Below are 17282 nucleotides of genomic sequence, written 5' to 3' on the forward strand. Positions count from 1 at the left end.
TATGAGCGAAGGCGGAAACAGCACGATCGATGCGAGCGGAGCCAAGAAGCGGCGATTCAGCCGGGCCGGGCTCAGCATCCAGTCCAAACTCCTGATCATGTTGCTGGCGGTGAGCCTCGTCTCCTCGGTGATCGTCGGTGCGATCGGCTTCGTGAACGGGCGGCAGTCGCTGCACGACTCAGCCGTCGACCAGCTGATCACCATTCGCTCGATGCGTGCGGCGGAGGTCACCACCTTCATGGAGAGCGTTCGGCGCGATGCCTCGCTGCACTCCCGCAACCTCAGCGCACAGAGCATGTCGACGGCCGTGAACGCAGGCTTCGCCGACCTCGCCGACGCGGAGCTCGACGAGAGCCAGAGTGAAGAACTGGAGACCTATTACAAGGACGTCTTCATCCCCGAACTCGAGGTCCGCTCCGGCGAGGAGTATGGAGACACCGCCTTCATCCCCGACTCCGCAGCCGGACAGTACGTGCAGCTGCAGTACGCGCTGGGGAACGAGGACTTCGACGCCGACTACGACGCGCAGCTGACCTTCAACGACAGCGGAGACGGCACCGACTACTCGGCTGCGATCGACCGCTACGGCGACTACTTCACGCGCCTGGTGCAGGAAGCCGGGTACGAGGATGCTCTGCTGCTCAACCTCGACGGTGACGTCACGTTCTCCGCCTACAAGGGTGTCGAGCTCGGCACGAACGTCCTGACCGGACCGTACCGCGACTCCGTCCTGGCGAAGGCCTACGCCGAGGCGATCGCGACGAACTCCGTCAACACCGTCGTCCTCACCGATTTCGACCGCTGGATCCCTTCTCTGAACGTCCCCGCGATGTGGGTCGTCTCCCCGGTCGGGAATGACAGCGGCATCACCGGCGCGATGGCGTTCCAGATCTCCATCGACACGATCAACGACGTGATGACCGGCGGCGAGCAGTGGAAGGAGCAGGGTCTCGGCGATACCGGCGAGGTCTACCTCGTCGGACGCGACGACCTCATGCGCAGCACCGCGCGCCGGCTCGTGGAAGACCCGGACGACTACGTGAAGCGCCTGATCAGCGGAGGGATGGCTCCGACGATCGTCGACCGCATCGCCGCGATCAAGGGCACCGTCCTGCTGCAGCCCGTGGACACGAAGGCCGTGCAGGAGGCGCAGGCCGGCCGCAGCGGCACGGTCGTCGGTCGGGACTTCATCGGCGGCGAGAGCGTCACGGCCTACGCCCCGCTCGAGATCGAGGGACTCGACTGGGTCGTGATCGCCCGGATCGATACGGCGGAGGCGTTCGAGCCGGTGAACGTCTTCACCCGCAACGTGCTGCTCTCGCTGCTCGGCATCCTGCTCGGCGTCTCGCTGCTCTCGCTCCTGCTCGCGCAGGTGTTCACACGCCCGATCCATCGCCTGGTCGGCGCCGTGCACCGTGTCGCCGAGGGGGATCTCGACGTGCAGGTGCCACAGGGTTCGCGCGACGAGTTCGGCGATCTCGGCAGTGCGTTCAACGACATGGCTTCGAGCCTGCGGATCAAGCAGGACCTGATCGAGGAGCAGCAGAAGGAGAACGAGAAGCTGCTGCACACCCTGATGCCCGAGAGCGTCGCGACAAAGTACAAGCAGGGTGAGGAAGCGATCACCGAGGCGCACGAGAACGTGTCCGTCGTGTTCGCCGAGCTCGTCGGTTTCGACGACCTCGCGCGCGAGATGAGCGCCGAGGAGGAGATCGGCCTGCTGAACACCCTGATGCGCGGGTTCGACGAGGCGGCCGAGAAGGCGGGCGTCGAGAAGGTGCGCACGCTGCGTGGCGGCTACCTCGCGTCGTCGGGCCTCATCGTGCCGCGCGTCGACAACATCCGGCGCACGGTCGAGTTCGCACGGAGTCTGCTCGGGGTGCTCGAGCGGTTCAACGCGCAGAACGGCACGCAGATCTCGCTGCGCGCAGGCGTCCACACCGGGACGGTGACGAGCGGTCTCGTGGCGCGGACGAGCCTCGCCTACGACCTCTGGGGCGACGCCGTGAACCTCGCCTACCGGGTGCGCTCGGTCAGCGGTGAGCCCGGCATCTACGTGAGTCAGACCGTGCGCGATCGCACGCAGGAGATCGTCACCTACGTCGAAGCGGGGACGGTGGAGACGCAGGGCAGGACCGAGACCGTGTGGAAGGTGGTCTGATCATGGGCGACGTCTTCACCGGCGGGTGGGGCTGGTGGATCATCGGGCTCGCCGTCGGCGTGCCCGTGCTGCTCGTGGTCCTCACCGAGCTCATCGGCACACTGACGCGTCGCGGCAACCCGGTGGCGAAGCCGCTGCGGATGCTGCGCAACTGGGTCGTCCCCGTCGGGGCGCTGTTCGCACTGCTCGTCTTCGCGATCCAGTCGCCCGCCGATCAGGTGTGGACGCGGGTCGTGGCGACCGTGTTCGGGTTCCTCATCATCCTGCTCGTGCTGTCGGCGTTCAATGTCGCGCTCTTCGCGAATGCGAAGCCGGGATCCTGGCGGGAGCGCATCCCCTCGATCTTCGTGGAGATCGGCAGGCTCGTCCTGGTGGGCGTCGGTCTCGCGCTGCTGTTCTCCTGGGTATGGGATGCCGACGTGGGCGGCCTCTTCACCGCTCTCGGCGTCGGATCGATCGTGATCGGTCTCGCCCTGCAGAACGCGGTGGGCGGCGTGATCTCCGGTCTGCTGCTGCTGTTCGAGCAGCCGTTCAAGATCGGCGACTGGCTGGATGCCGCCGGCGTCAAGGGCCGGGTCGTCGAGGTGAACTGGCGCGCCGTGCACATCGACACGGGCTCCGGCATCCAGATCGTGCCGAACTCGACCCTCTCCGGCGCCTCGTTCACGAACATGAGTGAGCCAGAAGGGCCGTACTACTCCGAGACGGCTGTGAAGTTCTCGACCGACGACCCTCCGCACGAGGTGATCGCGCTGCTCGTCGAGGTGGCCGACTCGCTTCCGATGCGACTGCAGCGCGAGCGGGCGACCGTCGACTACTCGGGTGCCGGCGCGTACTCCGTGTCGATTCCGGTGGCCGGTCCCGCCGACGCCCCCCGCGCGCTCTCCATGTACCTGTCGTGGCTCTGGTACGCGGCACGGCGTCGCGGATTCGCGCTCGACGGCGACTCCACGGACCCGCTCGCGGAGCCGCAGCGTCTGGTCGAGGCGATGCACCAGATCGCGCCGACCCTGCATCTGCGCGACGACGACATCGAGGCGGTCCTCGCCGAGGCGCGCCTGGAGCGCTACGGCGTCGGCGAGATCGTGATGCCCAGCGGGGTCGTGCCCGACGAGGTGCGCGTGGTGCTGTCGGGCCGAGCGGTGCTCGCGCTCGATGTCGAGGGCGGTCGCGTCGAGTTCGCCGCGGCCGAGAAGGGCGACCTCATCGGGCAGACCGCTCTCACCCGCGAGCGCACGCAGGCCGTGACGGTCGCCGGTGAGATCCTCACGGTGGTCGTGCTGCCGCTCGACACGATCGACGCTCTGATCCGCACGCGGCCACGGCTGGCCGCGGAGATCGGGGAGTCGCTCGAGCTCAAGCGGAGTCTGGCAGCGTCGCGGCTCGCCGAGCTCGGCATCGCCCGCGGGATCATCACGGGGCGCTGAAGCGCTCGCGCGCTTACTCTCGCCGCTGCCACCGCAGCCGCGTGATCAGCACGCCGAGCAGGCACAGCGCGCCGCCGAGGAACATGAGCGGCGTGGGCACCTCGCCGAGGATGGCCCACGACATCAGGATCGCGATGGCCGGGACCACATAGGTCGTCGCCGAGGTCTGCCCCGCGGTGCTGCGCTGCAGCACGTACGCCCAGGTCGTGAAGGCGACCGCGGTCGGGAAGATGCCGAGGTACACGACCCACAGCGTCGCATCCAGCGGGGCGGTCTGGAGCGATCCGATGAGGGGCCCGATCCAGGGCAGCAGTGCGATGGTGCCGACGCCCGCCCCGAGCCAGGTCAGGGTCGTCGGATCGACGCCCGAGGTGAGCAGGCGCTTCTGCACGAGCGTGCACCCGGCGTACATGACCGCGGCGAGGAGGGCGAGCAGGAGGCCCGTGATGTCGGGGCCCGCGCTCGTGGAGGAGTTCATGCCGATGAGCACGACGCCGAGGAAGGCGATCGGCGCCCCGATCACGAGCGGCTTCGGGAACCCTTCGCGCAGGAACAGGCCGCTGAAGACCACGACCATGAGGGGCGCGAGGTTGACGACCATCGCGGCGGTGCCCGCGTCGAGCGTGAGTTCCGCGCTGTTCAGAGCGAGGTTGTAGACGCAGAACCAGCCGACGCCCCACACCGCGATGAGCAGCCAGTGGCGGCGCTCCGGAAGACGGATGCCGTGCCGCAGCGCGATGATCGTCAGCACCAGCGTGCCCACCGCCATCCGCAGCAGGGCGAGGGCGCCCGGGTCGTAGTGCGGCCCTGCGCCCCGGATGCCGATGAACGCGGACGCCCAGAGCACCACGGTGACCAGTGCGGCGATGAGCACGAGCGCGCCCTGCTTCTTCGGTGCTCCGGTATCGGTGCGGATCCCGGGGTCGCCGGATGCGGCTCGTGACATCCTCCGATCCTCGCAGGGGCATCCGACATCGAGCGAGCCGTCGGAGTGCCAACCGCCGTCGCTTTCCCGCCGGTCTGCAGGAAGGCGTCCGGGAGGGCGCACCGGAACCCTTCGATAGGATGGGACCGCCCGAAGAGGGCCAGCTCATCGGCCGGTGCGAACCCGGCGAAAGCCAGGGGGATACCCATGCCAGGAATCGTTATCGTCGGCGTGCAGTGGGGCGACGAAGGAAAGGGCAAGGCCACCGATCTTCTCGGTGAGCGCACCGACTGGGTGGTGAAGTTCAACGGCGGCAACAACGCCGGACACACCGTCGTCGTGGGTGACGAGAAGTATGCGCTGCACCTGCTGCCCTCCGGCATCCTGTCTCCCGGCGTGACACCGGTGATCGGCAACGGCGTCGTGGTCGACCTCGAGGTGCTGTTCTTCGAGCTCGAGGCGCTCGCCGCCCGCGGTATCGACGTCTCGCGCCTCAAGGTCAGCGCGAACGCGCACATCATCACGCAGTACCACCGCACGCTCGACAAGGTCACCGAGCGCTTCCTCGGCAAGCGCATGATCGGCACGACCGGTCGCGGCATCGGCCCGGCGTACGCCGACAAGATCAACCGCGTCGGCATCCGGGTGCAGGACCTGTTCGACGAGAACATCCTGCGCCAGAAGGTCGAAGGCGCTCTCGACCAGAAGAACCACCTGCTGGTGAAGATCTTCAACCGCCGCGCGATCACCGCCGACGAGGTCGTCGAAGATCTGCTGTCGTACGCCGAGCGCCTGCGCCCGATGGTCGCCGACACCGGATACCTGATCGCGCAGGCGCTCGACCGGGGCGAGGTCGTCGTGTTCGAGGGCGGCCAGGCGACGATGCTCGACATCGACCACGGCACCTACCCGTTCGTCACGTCGTCGTCCGCTACGGCAGGAGGCGCCTCGACCGGCGCGGGGGTCGGCCCCGGTGCTCTCGACCGCATCGTGGGCATCGTCAAGGCGTACACGACCCGTGTGGGGTCCGGGCCGTTCCCGACCGAGCTCTTCGACGAGCAGGGCGAGTGGCTGCGCAAGCAGGGCTTCGAGTTCGGCACGACCACCGGCCGTCCGCGCCGCGTCGGCTGGTACGACGCGCCCATCACCCGCTACGCGACGCGCATCAACGGCATCACCGACCTCGTCCTCACCAAGCTCGACATCCTCACGGGTCTCGAGCAGATCCCGGTGTGCGTGGCCTACGACGTCGACGGCGAGCGCTTCGACGAGGTGCCGGTCAACCAGACCGACTTCCACCACGCGAAGCCGATCCTGGAGTACTTCCCCGGCTGGAGCGAGGACATCTCGGTCGCGCGCACCTTCGAGGACCTGCCGAAGAACGCGCAGGACTACGTGCTGGCGCTCGAGAAGATGAGCAACACGCGCATCTCCGTGATCGGGGTCGGTCCCGAGCGCGACCAGGTCGTCGTCCGCCACGACCTGCTCGACTGACCCGGCACACGATGACGCGATTCTGGCTCGGCGGCTACGGCCCCGGCATGGACGGTTCGGCTGAGGGAATCGGCCTGCTCGCGGGCGATGAGGGCCGCGAGGCCTCGACGCTCGCCTACCGGGGTGCGGTCGCGGAGACCCCGTCGCCGTCGTGGCTGACGCAGCATCCGTCCCTGGACGTGGTCTACGCGTCGCTCGAGGGGGACTCCGCCGTGCAGGCCTTCTCCCGCACGGGCGAATCGGCGCTCACCCCGCTGGGCCCGCCCGCGGCGGTCGGCGAGAACGTCTGCCACGTGGCCGTCGATCCACGCGGGACCACGCTGATCGCCAGCTGCTACGGCGACGGGCGCGTGGTGCGGCTCGGACTGGATGCCGACGGACTCATCGTGCCTGCGAAGCCGGATGCCGCGGCTGCTCTCCGAGCGGCGCTGTTCGGCGACGACGAGGATCCGGGTGCTCCGGTGCCGACTCCTCCCGGCGACGGCGTGGCGGCCGTGGACCCCTACGCCGCCGGCGGCGATCGGGCATCGCACGCGCACGCCGCGATCTTCCTTCCGGACGGACGCATCGCGACGACCGACCTCGGGTTCGACCTGGTGCGGTTCTGGCGGTTGAGCGGCAGCGGACTGGTCCTCGATCACGAGATCGTGCTCCCGCTCGGCACCGGGCCGCGACACATGGTCCTGCACCCCAGCGGCCACCTGCACGTGATCACCGAGTACTCGTGCGAGGTGTTCACGCTCGCCTCGGCGCCCGACGGCACCTGGAGCGTCGTGTCGTCGACGCTGTCGAGCCCGATCGCCCAGATCGGCATCGACTTTCCCGCCGAGCTCGCCCGCACGCGGGACGGGCAGTTCCTCTACACGGCCCTGCGCGGCAGCAACACGATCGCGGCCCTGCGGGTGCGTGGCGGCGGCGAGACCCTCGAATCCGTGGCTCTCGCAGACTCGGGCGTCGACTGGCCGCGGCACCACCTGGTGCACGAGGGCAAGATGCTCGTCGCCGGCCAGCGCTCCGACACCATCACCCTGCTCGACCTCGACGAGCGGACGGGCGCGCCGCTCGGCATCCGCCACGAGGCCCAGGTCCCGTCGCCGACGCATTTCCTGCCCGTGCGCTGAGGCGCGGAAACTCCGCGCTTGACCTCAACCTCACTTGAGGTTCTAGCGTCGTCTCCATGACCACGGAGACCGAGCACGTGCCGACGCCGGGCGCGGCCGCACCGCGCATCATGGGCAGCGAGTATCTGTGGATCACGATCGGCGCGTGCGCACTCGTGTTCCTCGGGGCGTTCGAGTCCCTGGCGGTGACGACCGTGATGCCGACCGTGAGCGCCGACCTCGACGGCGAGCGGCTGTACGCGCTCGCGTTCGCCGGCCCCCTCGCCACCGGGGTCATCGGCATGGTCATCGCGGGCAACTGGGCCGACCGTCGAGGTCCGGTCGCACCGCTCTACACGGCAGTCGCGCTGTTCATCGTCGGCCTGCTGATCGCGGGCCTCGCGCCGAGCATGGAGGTCCTGGTCGCCGGGCGGTTCGCGCAGGGTCTCGGCAGTGGTGGCCTGATGGTCGCGCTCTACGTCGTGGTCGCGCGGGTCTACCCGCAGGATCTCCATCCCGCGATCTTCGCCGGATTCGCCGCCGCCTGGGTCATCCCCTCGCTGATCGGTCCGACGGTCGCCGGGGCCGTGACCGAGCTCTGGAGCTGGCACTGGGTCTTCCTCGGTGTGGTCATCCTCGTGCTCGTGGCGCTGCTGATGGTGATCCCCGCCCTTCGCGGACTCTCGAACGAGGGCGACGCGACGACGCCCTGGGCGTTCGGACGGCTCGGCTGGTCGGTGCTGGCGGCGGTCGCCGTGCTGGCGCTGAACCTGGTCGGCGACATCCCCGGAGTCGGTCCGGTGCTCGCCCTCCTCGCCGTCGTCGTCGCCCTGGTCGCGGTGCGGCCGCTGGTCCCGCCCGGCACGCTTCGCGCGCGCCGAGGGCTGCCCTCGGTCATCCTCGTCCGCGGTGTGGCGGCGGCCGCGTTCTTCGGGGCGCAGGTCTACCTGCCCTATCTGCTGACCGACCGCTACGAGCTCTCGCCGACACTCGCCGGACTCTCGCTCACCGGTGGCGCCCTCGCCTGGTCTCTCGCCGCGACGGTCCAGGGACGGCTGGGTGTCCGGCTGTCGAGTGTGACGGCGGTGCAGGTCGGCACGATCCTGGTGCTGGTCGGCATCGCGCTGACCGTGGCCACCGCCGGCTTCGGCTGGGACGCCCTGATGGTCGCGGTCGCGTGGGCCGTCGCCGGCATGGGGATGGGGCTGATGAGTCCGCGCACCAGCGCGCTCACGCTCGCGATGTCGACGCCGGAGAACCAGGGATTCAACAGCGGCGCGATGACGGTCGCCGACTCGTTCGGCAGCGCCATGGCTCTCGCCATCACGGGCACGCTGTTCACCGCGCTCGCGGCCGCCGACCCGTTCCTCGGGGTGTTCGTGCTGGCGGCGGTCGTCGCGCTCGCCGCAGCGGCTCTCGCGCCGAGGATCAGTGTGGAGGCCGCCAAGGACGCAACGCGAGAGGAGGAGGTCGCATGAGCGTGGACGCAGTGATCACCGATGACGGGGGGAGCGGCACCATGCGAGCGATCGTGCAGCGTGAGTTCGGCGCATCCGAGGTGCTGAGGATCGAGGAGGTGGCGCTGCCTGTTCCCGCGGAGGGGGAGGTGCGCGTGCGCGTGGCTGCGGCGGGTGTGCACGCCGTCGACATCGACATCCGGCGCGAGGCCGCACCGCCGTCGATGCCGCGACCGGTGCTGCCCATGACACCGGGACGAGAGATCGCCGGCATCGTCGATGCCGTGGGGCCAGGGGTGGATGCGGGTCTCGTGGGAGAGCGCGTCGTCGCCCATGTGGGCTTCCGCAGCGGTGGGTACGCGGAGTTCGCGCTGGCGGTCGCATCGGCGCTGCATCCCCTCGTCGACGGAGTGACGTTCTCACAGGCGGTCGCGACCATCGGCACCGGCCGGACCGCCCAGCTCGTGTGGGACGCCGCGCAGATCCGCTCGACGGACGTCGTCGTCGTCCCCGGGGCATCGGGAGGTCTCGGCAGTCAGCTCGTCCAGCTCGCGTTGTCCGCAGGGGCCACGGTCGTCGCGCTCTACGGAGGCGCGGCGAAGCGCGACGTGGTCGAGAACCTCGCGCGCGGCGGGAAGCGCGCCCGTGGCAGGCTTCTGCCGCTCGATGCGACCGATGAGTCGTGGCCGGCGCGCATGGCCCGGCTGCTCGACGGGCAGCAGCCGTCGGTGCTCCTCGATGGTGTCGGAGGGGCGACCGGTCGCGCGGCGCTCGAGAGTCTCGGACGAGGTGGGCGCGTCGTGATCATCGGGTGGTCGAGCGGGGAGGTCCTGCGTCTCGACACCGACGACATCGTGCGTGCTTCACTCACCGTCACCGTCCCTCTCGGTCGTCCTGTCGCCGAACTGCGTGCGCTCGAGACGGGAGCGCTCGCCGCGCTGGCTGAGGGGCGCACCTCTCCGCCCGTCGACGAGTACCCGCTCGAGGATGCTGCGGCCGCGCACGATGCCATCGAGCAGCGCCGCCAACAGGGGAAGGTCGTGCTGATCCCCGCCCCCCGGTGATTTGCGCAGAGCGGGGCGCATCCGTACTCTGATGAACGGTGTTCAGGTGAACACCGTTCAGGAAGGATGACCGATGACCGTCTCAACTCGTGACAGCAGTGCGAACCTCGGCAGGGTGGCCGTGTTCGCCGCCCTCATCATCGTGCTCGGGACCGTCGTCGTCCCGCTGCCGAGCGGAGTGCCGATCACCGGGCAGACCCTCGGCGTCATGCTGGCGGGGCTGGTGCTCGGTCCGCGGATCGCACCGTGGTCGATCGCCGTCGTGCTGGCCCTCGCCGCGGTCGGACTCCCGGTGCTCGCCGGCGGACGCGGTGGCCTCGGCGTCTTCGTCGGACCGACCGTGGGCTACATGATCGGCTGGATCGCCGGCGTCATCGTGATCGGCCTCCTGCTGCGCACCGGCCGCTTCACCTGGTGGCGTGCGGCGGTCGCCGCCCTGGTCGGGGGCGTGCTCGTCGTCTACGCGTTCGGCATCCCGGTGCAGGCGCTCGTGACCGGCGTCCCGCTCGACCTCACCGCGCTGTCGAGCCTCGCGTTCCTCCCCGGAGACCTGATCAAGGTGGCCGCAGCGACCCTGATCGCCGTCGCCCTCCGTCGCGCCTACCCGCGCGCCTTCGCCGACCGCCGTGAGCCCTTGGCCGCGGCGGCCTGACCGCGTCCCCCGGCGCAGTCGCCGACGGCTGCGCCCGGGTCCTGGTCCGACGGCTGACACGATCTCCGCCGCCTCGCAGGGAACAACTGACCCGTGACTCGGCGTTGGTCTTGAGCGAGACTGGGCGACGAACCGGCCGACGGAGAGGTGCGACGCATGACTGCTGCGGAGAAGACCGACGAATACGACCTGATCGTCCTGGGCGGAGGGCCGGTGGGCGAGAACGTCGCCGACCGCGCCGTGCAGGGCGGACTCACCGCGATCATCGTGGAGAGCGAGCTCGTCGGAGGGGAATGCTCCTACTGGGCGTGCATGCCCTCCAAGGCGCTGCTCCGCTCGGCACAGGCGCTCCGAGCCGCGCAGCACGTGGCCGGCGCCTCTCAAGCGGTGACCGGGAAGCTCGACGTGCGAGCCGTCTTCGACCGTCGCGACTCGTTCACCAGCAACTGGTCCGACGACGGGCAGGTGAAGTGGCTCGACTCTGCCGGCATCGACCTGGCCCGTGGGTATGGTCGCCTCACCGGCGAGCGGGAGGTGACGGTGACGGATGCCGACGGCTCGGAGCGTGTGCTCCGCGCCCGGCATGCGGTCGCGATCAGCACCGGATCGGATGCCGTCATCCCGCCCATCGACGGACTCCGCGAGGCCACCCCGTGGACGAGCCGCGAGGCGACCAGTGCCGAGGAGCTGCCGGAGAGCCTGGCCGTGATCGGCGGAGGCGTGGTGGCGGTGGAGATGGCGACCGCCTACGCCGCGCTCGGCTCGAAGGTCACGGTGATCGCCCGGAGCGGGCTGCTCGGCGGCATGGAGCCGTTCGCGGGCGAGCGCGTGGCCGCGGGGCTCAAGGAGCTCGGCGTCGACGTGCGCACCGGCACCGGTACGACGTCCGTGCGCCGCGGGCCCGACGGCGTGACCATCACCCTCGACGGCGGTGAGGAGATCACGGCCACCGAGGTTCTCGCCGCGACAGGGCGCTCTCCGCGAAGCACCGACATCGGACTCGACGTCGTGGGGCTGGAGGCCGGACGCTGGATCGAGACGGATGACACGCTGCGGGTCCCCGGATCCGATTGGCTGTACGCGGTCGGCGACGTCAACGGCCGCGTGCTGCTCACACACCAGGGCAAGTATCAGGCCCGCGCCGCCGGAGACGTGATCGTGGCCCGCGCGAAGGGCGAGAAGATCGACGACGCCCCGTGGGGTCGCCATGTCGCGACCGCCGACCAGGCCGCCGTGCCGCAGGTCACCTTCTCGATCCCCGAGGTCGCCTCGGTCGGACTCACCGAGGCCGCTGCCCGCGAGGCGGGGAAGACGGTGAAGGTCGTCGACTACGACCTGGGCTGGGTCGCCGGCGCGAGCCTCTACGAGGACGGGTTCGAGGGCCAGGCGCGGCTCGTGGTCGACGCCGACCGCGACGTCGTGCTCGGCGCGACGTTCGTCGGCCCCGAGGTGGCCGAGCTCGTGCACGCCGCCACCGTGGCGATCGTGGGCGAGGTGCCCATCGCCCGTCTCTGGCACGCGGTGCCGTCGTACCCGACGGTGAGCGAGATCTGGCTGCGGCTGCTGGAGGGCTACGGACGCGATTCCGCCTGAGGCCGAACCACGCATGTGGCGGGCAATCCGTTCCCGGGAGCGCGCCGAACAGAGCCAGGAATGTTTCTCACATTGACGACGGTGACGCAACCCTCACCCCCGATGTCACAGCCGTCTTATACGCTCGAACACACATCCGAGGAGGCAGGACCATGAAGGCTGTACTCGCAGGAACCGTCATCGCCGAAGCCGACGAGAGCGAACTCGTCCGCATCGAGGGGAACTGGTACTTCCCGCCCGCATCCGTCGCTCCCGGCGCACTCGTCGAGAGCCCCACTCCGTACACCTGTCCGTGGAAGGGTGCAGCCCAGTACTTCTCGGTGCAGACCGAGGGCGAGCTCCACACCGACTACGCCTGGTCGTACCCGCATCCCTACCCGTCCGCTTTCGATCGTGTCGGCAAGGACTTCTCGGGATACGTCGCCTTCGATCCGCGCGTCGAGGTCGGCCCGTAGACTCGTCCGCCCTCGCATCGATCGACCGACTGGAGACCAGCCCATGATCGAGTTCCGCAACGTCTCGAAGCGGTTCCCCGACGGCACGCTCGCCGTCGACGACTTCAGCCTGGTGCTGCCGTCGCGTAAGACCACCGTGTTCGTCGGCTCGTCCGGCTGCGGCAAGACCACCCTGCTCCGCATGATCAACCGGATGGTCGAGCCCACCTCCGGCGACGTCGAGATCGACGGCGAGAGCGTGCTCGACGGAGACCCGGTGGCCCTGCGTCGGCGCATCGGCTACGTCATGCAGAACTCCGGGCTCATGCCGCACTTCACGGTCATCGACAATGTGGCCACGGTGCTGCGGCTGACCGGTGTGAAGAAGGCGGCGGCGCACAAGCGGGCGCGGGAACTGCTCGACACGGTCGGTCTCGACCAGGCGCTCGCCGACCGGTACCCGAGCCAGCTCTCCGGTGGCCAGCAGCAGCGCGTGGGCGTGGCCCGCGGGCTCGCCGCCGACCCCAACATCCTGCTCATGGACGAGCCGTTCGGCGCCGTCGACCCCATCGTGCGGGCCGACCTGCAGCAGGAGACCCTGCGGCTGCAGCGCGAGCTCGACAAGACCGTCGTGTTCGTCACGCACGACATCGACGAGGCGTTCCTGCTCGGCGATCAGGTTGTCATCCTCGACAAGGGCGCGCGCATCGTGCAGGTCGGCAGTCCGAGCGAGATCATCGAGAACCCCGCAGACGACTTCGTGGCCGCCTTCATCGGCGCCGATCGGGGCCGCCGTGCGCTGCACCTCAAGCAGACGCCGCGCGGCACCGTCGTGGTCGACGCCGACGGCCGCACGCAGGGCTCGATCATCGACGTGCCGGATGCTGTCACCGACGCGCTCCTGAGCGAGGAGAGCATCACGAAGGGCGCTCCGTGAACTGGGTCGTCGACAATCTCGGCCTCATCCTCGAGCTGACCGCGATCCACCTGCAGCAGAGCGCGATCGCGATCGTGCTCGGCTTCGTCCTCTCGCTGCCGCTGGGCTGGGTCGCCTGGCGCTATCAGCTGGTGAAGGGGCCCGTCATCCTCCTGACCGGGCTGCTCTACACGATCCCGTCGCTCGCGCTGTTGATCCTGCTTCCGTCGGTCGCCGGGTATCCGGCACGCAGCCCGGCGAATCTCATCATCGGGCTGACCATCTACGCGGTCGCGATCCTGGTACGCGCGGTGTCGGACGGCCTGGACTCGGTCGATCCGGCCATCCGGCAGTCGGCCACCGCCATGGGCTACGGCGGCTTCCGCCGATTCTGGACCGTCGACTTCCCGCTCGCCGGGCCGGTCGTGCTCGCCGGGCTCCGTGTGGCGGCCGTCAGCACGATCTCCCTCGCGACCGTCGGCATCCTGGTCGGGGTGAACAACCTGGGCTACCTGTTCACCAACGGCCTGCAGCGCCGCATCCTCGCCGAGGTCTTCGCGGGGGTCGTCGCGGTCGTCGTGATCGCGCTCGTGATCGATCTGCTGCTCCTGCTGCTCGGCCGCGCGCTGATGCCGTGGACGCGGGCGGCGAAGACGCCGTCGGCCGCGCGGCAGACCGCCACCCTGAGGGCCGCCGCATGAACGTCTTCACGGATGCCTTCGCCTGGCTCTTCTCCCCCGAGCGGTGGGAGGGGCCCTACTCGCTGCCGATCCTGTTCGGCCAGCACATGTACTACACCCTGATCTCGGTGCTGATCGCCGCCGTCATCGCCGTGCCGCTGGGCTGGCTGATCGGCCACACGGGCAAGGGTCGCGAGATCGCGGTCGCGGTCTCCGGTGCCGCCCGCGCGATCCCGTCGTTCGGTCTCATGGTGCTGCTGGTGCTGCTCCTGGGCGTGCTGCGTGTGCCCGAGGCCGCGATCATCACCTTCGTCCTGCTCGCCATCCCGTCACTCCTCGCCGGTGCCTACACCGGGCTCGAGGCCATCGATCGGCGCGTGCTCGACTCGGCACGCGCCATGGGCATGACCGAGTGGCAGCTGTTCTGGAAGGTCGAGGTTCCCCTCGGTCTGCCGCTCCTCGTGGGCGGCATCAGGGCCGCCCTCCTCCAGGTGATCGCCACGGTCACCATCGCCGCGTACGTGAATCTCGGCGGTCTCGGCTGGCCGATCATCCAGGGCATCCCGCTGCGCAAGTTCGACCAGGTGCTCGGCGGGGCGATCCTCGTCGCGGTGCTCGCTCTGATCGTCGACCTGCTCCTCGCCATCGCGCAGCACGCCGCCGTGCCCGCAGGCGTGCGTCCGCAGCGCACGCGGCGCCGCGCGCGGAACGCCGTCGCGGCGCCGTCGCCCGCGCCGGCCTGACACCGACCCACAGCATCCGTCCCGTTGTCCCAGAGAAGAGGAACCATGTTCACAGCACGTAAGTCACGACTCGCCCTCGCCGGTGGTGCCGCGCTCGCCGCAGCGCTCGTCCTCGCCGGCTGCGCGAGCAGCAACCCGCTCGATGCCCCGACCGAGGACTCGGGCTCCGGCTCGGGCGGCGACACCATCGTCATCGGCTCGCAGGCGTACTACTCGAACGAGATCATCGCCGAGATCTACGCCCAGGCGCTGGAGGCCGCCGACTTCGAGGTCGACCGCCAGTTCAGCATCGGACAGCGCGACGCGTACATGCCCGACGTCGAGTCCGGCGCGATCGATCTGTTCCCGGAGTACACCGGCAACCTGCTCGAGTATCTCGACAAGGGTGCGACGGCGACCAGCTCGGAAGACGTCTACGCCGCGCTCAAGGACGTACTGCCCGACGGCCTGACCGCCCTGGACTACGCCGAGGCCTCCGACCAGGACACGTACACCGTGCTGAAGAGCTTCGCGGAGGCGAACGATCTCACCTCGATCGGCGACCTCGCCGACGTGACCACCCCGGTGACGATCGGCGCCGCGCCCGAGTTCGAGCAGCGTCCGTACGGTCCTGCCAAGGCCAAGGAGGTCTACGGCGTCGACCTCGGGTTCTCGGCCACCGGCCCGACCACGCTGGACTCGCTCCTGGCAGGAGAGATCCAGGTCGCCGACATCTACTCGGCCGACCCGGCGTTCCAGACCGAGGAGATCGTCGCGCTCGAAGACCCGGAGAACATCATCCTGGCCTCGAACGTCGTGCCGATCGCCTCGAGCGACGTGGCCGACGAGATCTCCGACGTCATCAACGCGATCAGCGCCAAGCTGACTGCAGAAGAGCTGGTCTCCCTGAATGTGCAGAGCACGGTCGACCAGAAGTCGGCGACCGACATCGCCAAGAAGTGGCTGACCGACAACGACCTCGTCTGAGTCGGAACGACAGAAGCGCCCGGGCCCCTCAGGGGTCCGGGCGCTTCGTCGTTCGTGCGAGATCAGAGCCGGGCCGTGTCGCCCCCGGACCAGTGGAGGTGGATTCGATCTCCATCAGCAGACGAACTGCTAGTCTCCCCGGCATGTTCTTCGCAATCGGTTTCGTGCTGTCGGTCGTCGTCGCGTTTGTCAGCCCCTACCTCTTCGATGCATTAGTGGAAGCTCCCGCGCTCCCTACCGCGATAACGGTGGTCCTCTCATGGATCGTCTTCGCGGGAGGGGGGTATCTCCTCGACCGGCGCAAGCGCCGTCAGACAGAGATCGTCGAGGGTGAGCGAAGGGCATAGAAGCCCGCGTCTGAGCCGGAACGACAGAAGCGCCCGGGCCCCTCAGGGGTCCGGGCGCTTCTGTCTTTCGTGCGAGATCAGAGCCGGGCGTCCTGCCGCGGCACCAGGACCTGCTTGATGATGATGAGGATGGATGCCGTGACCGGCACGGCCACCAGTGCGCCGAGGAGGCCGAGCAGCGTGCCGCCGGCGAGAGCGCCGATCACGACGAGTGAGCCGGGGACCGAGACGGCCCGGTTCATCACGCGCGGGGTAATCACGTAGGCCTCGATCTGCATGTAGACGAGGTAGATCGCGGCGAAGATCAGTGCGGCGATCGGGTTGCTGAAGAGGGCGAGGCACGTGCCGAGGATCCAGAACAGCACCGAGCCGACCAGGGGGATCAGCGTGACGCAGAACGCGATCGCCGCCATGAGCGGCGGGAACGGGAGCCCGAGGAAGAAGTAGAGCAGGAACGCCAGCGTCGCGTTGCAGAACGCCAGAACCACCATCCCCATCACGTAGCCGCCGACCGAGTCGGTGATCTGGTCGGTGATGTCGCTGGCGCGAGCGCGGTCGCGGGCCGGAGCGAGTCGCAGCATCCCCTGCTTCATGGCGGGCAGCGAGGCGAGGAAGTACAGGGTGAGGACCAGGACGATGATGGCGCCTGAGATGCCGGTGGCGATCGAGGCGCCCACGGCGAGAGCGCCGCCGCCGATCGTCGCCAGGTTGCCGAAGTCGGTCAGGAACGCCTGCACCTCGGCGACGAGATCCTGGAACTGGTCGCCGAACTGGGCATCGAGGGTCGCGTACACATCGCTCTGCGTGAACTCCCGGATCATTCCGGGGACCGAGCCGACGAAGCTCACGATCTGATCGATCACGACCGGGATGATCATCCACAGCACGAGGGCGAACACCACGATGAGCGCGAGGATCGTGATGACGACCGACAGCACCCGGGAGACCCCGCGACGCTCCAGGAAGCGGACGGAGGGGTCGAGACCGAGTGCGCCGAACAGGGCGAGTGCGATGTAGATGAGCACGGTCGACAGGTTCGACAGCGCGAGGCCGATCAGGATCGCGCCGAGTGCTCCCAGCGTCACGAGGAAGCCGAACACGAAGGGGCGGTCGATGCGGGTCCAGAACGAACGGCTCGGCGTCATCGGCTCGATCACGACGTGGCGGGAGCCCGCTCCGCCTGCGGTCGCAGCGGCGGCGATGGCGGATGCCGGGCCGTCGTCGACGACGACCTTCTCCGGCGCGGCCGCGGAACCGGGTGCGGCGTCGTCGAGGGGCGCGGATGCCGGAGAGTCTTCGTTGCTCATGTGCTCACGATAGCGG

At 69.2% G+C, this 17282-nt stretch carries 16 protein-coding genes; 14 read left to right on the forward strand and 2 right to left on the reverse strand.

The window, feature by feature from the left end:
* Window position 1 precedes the first annotated feature (1 nt).
* Together CQ045_RS08605 and CQ045_RS08610 are read left to right on the forward strand one after the other, a co-directional pair.
* Window positions 2-2161 carry an adenylate/guanylate cyclase domain-containing protein gene (locus CQ045_RS08605; protein ID WP_181156504.1) on the forward strand — a complete coding sequence of 720 codons (2160 nt, stop codon included), beginning with the start codon at window positions 2-4 and terminating at the stop codon, window positions 2159-2161.
* Window positions 2162-2163: 2 nt separating this feature from the next.
* Window positions 2164-3588, forward strand: a complete 1425-nt coding sequence (locus tag CQ045_RS08610) for a mechanosensitive ion channel domain-containing protein (protein WP_105722701.1) — start codon at window positions 2164-2166, stop codon at window positions 3586-3588.
* A gap of 13 nt (window positions 3589-3601) precedes the next feature.
* Here the strand turns inward: CQ045_RS08610 and CQ045_RS08615 are convergent, their stop codons facing one another.
* Entirely contained in the window at window positions 3602-4534 is a 933-nt protein-coding gene (locus tag CQ045_RS08615) for a DMT family transporter (RefSeq protein ID WP_105722703.1), read from the reverse strand.
* Window positions 4535-4720: 186 nt separating this feature from the next.
* Between CQ045_RS08615 and CQ045_RS08620 the strand changes: the two genes are divergently transcribed.
* From CQ045_RS08620 to CQ045_RS08675, 12 genes are all read left to right on the forward strand, one after another.
* Window positions 4721-6007: an adenylosuccinate synthase gene (locus tag CQ045_RS08620; protein WP_105722705.1), complete on the forward strand. Its 1287-nt coding sequence runs from the start codon at window positions 4721-4723 to the stop codon at window positions 6005-6007.
* 11 nt (window positions 6008-6018) lie between these two features.
* Window positions 6019-7128, forward strand: a complete 1110-nt coding sequence (locus CQ045_RS08625; RefSeq protein ID WP_105722707.1) for a beta-propeller fold lactonase family protein — start codon at window positions 6019-6021, stop codon at window positions 7126-7128.
* Window positions 7129-7184: 56 nt separating this feature from the next.
* A complete protein-coding gene (locus CQ045_RS08630; RefSeq protein WP_105722709.1) occupies window positions 7185-8585 on the forward strand; it encodes an MFS transporter in 1401 nt (466 codons plus the stop codon).
* Complete coding sequence (locus tag CQ045_RS08635) at window positions 8582-9628, forward strand: zinc-binding dehydrogenase (protein ID WP_219844401.1); 1047 nt, start codon at window positions 8582-8584, stop codon at window positions 9626-9628. The genes CQ045_RS08630 and CQ045_RS08635 overlap by 4 nt, the downstream gene beginning before the upstream one ends.
* 73 nt (window positions 9629-9701) lie before the next feature.
* Window positions 9702-10280, forward strand: a complete 579-nt coding sequence (locus CQ045_RS08640) for a biotin transporter BioY (protein ID WP_105722711.1) — start codon at window positions 9702-9704, stop codon at window positions 10278-10280.
* Between the two features lie 156 nt (window positions 10281-10436).
* Window positions 10437-11873, forward strand: a complete 1437-nt coding sequence (locus tag CQ045_RS08645; RefSeq protein ID WP_105722713.1) for an NAD(P)/FAD-dependent oxidoreductase — start codon at window positions 10437-10439, stop codon at window positions 11871-11873.
* A 152-nt stretch (window positions 11874-12025) separates the two neighbouring features.
* Complete coding sequence (locus CQ045_RS08650; protein ID WP_105722715.1) at window positions 12026-12328, forward strand: DUF427 domain-containing protein; 303 nt, start codon at window positions 12026-12028, stop codon at window positions 12326-12328.
* Window positions 12329-12371: 43 nt separating this feature from the next.
* Window positions 12372-13244, forward strand: a complete 873-nt coding sequence (locus CQ045_RS08655) for an ABC transporter ATP-binding protein (protein ID WP_105722717.1) — start codon at window positions 12372-12374, stop codon at window positions 13242-13244.
* The gene (locus tag CQ045_RS08660) at window positions 13241-13924 is read left to right on the forward strand and encodes an ABC transporter permease (RefSeq protein WP_105722719.1); all 684 of its coding nucleotides are present in this window, start codon (window positions 13241-13243) and stop codon (window positions 13922-13924) included. Before CQ045_RS08655 ends, CQ045_RS08660 begins: the two co-directional genes overlap by 4 nt.
* The gene (locus CQ045_RS08665; protein WP_105723215.1) at window positions 13921-14646 is read left to right on the forward strand and encodes an ABC transporter permease; all 726 of its coding nucleotides are present in this window, start codon (window positions 13921-13923) and stop codon (window positions 14644-14646) included. The genes CQ045_RS08660 and CQ045_RS08665 overlap by 4 nt, the downstream gene beginning before the upstream one ends.
* Window positions 14647-14691: 45 nt before the next feature.
* Complete coding sequence (locus tag CQ045_RS08670) at window positions 14692-15612, forward strand: ABC transporter substrate-binding protein (protein WP_105722721.1); 921 nt, start codon at window positions 14692-14694, stop codon at window positions 15610-15612.
* Window positions 15613-15755: 143 nt separating this feature from the next.
* A complete protein-coding gene (locus CQ045_RS08675) occupies window positions 15756-15959 on the forward strand; it encodes a hypothetical protein (protein ID WP_105722723.1) in 204 nt (67 codons plus the stop codon).
* Window positions 15960-16036: 77 nt separating this feature from the next.
* Here CQ045_RS08675 and CQ045_RS08680 read toward each other — a convergent pair whose 3' ends face one another.
* Window positions 16037-17266 carry an AI-2E family transporter gene (locus CQ045_RS08680; protein WP_105722724.1) on the reverse strand — a complete coding sequence of 410 codons (1230 nt, stop codon included), beginning with the start codon at window positions 17264-17266 and terminating at the stop codon, window positions 16037-16039.
* Window positions 17267-17282: the final 16 nt, after the last annotated feature.

Source organism: Microbacterium sp. MYb66 (assembly GCF_002979435.1).
Lineage (GTDB): Bacteria > Actinomycetota > Actinomycetes > Actinomycetales > Microbacteriaceae > Microbacterium.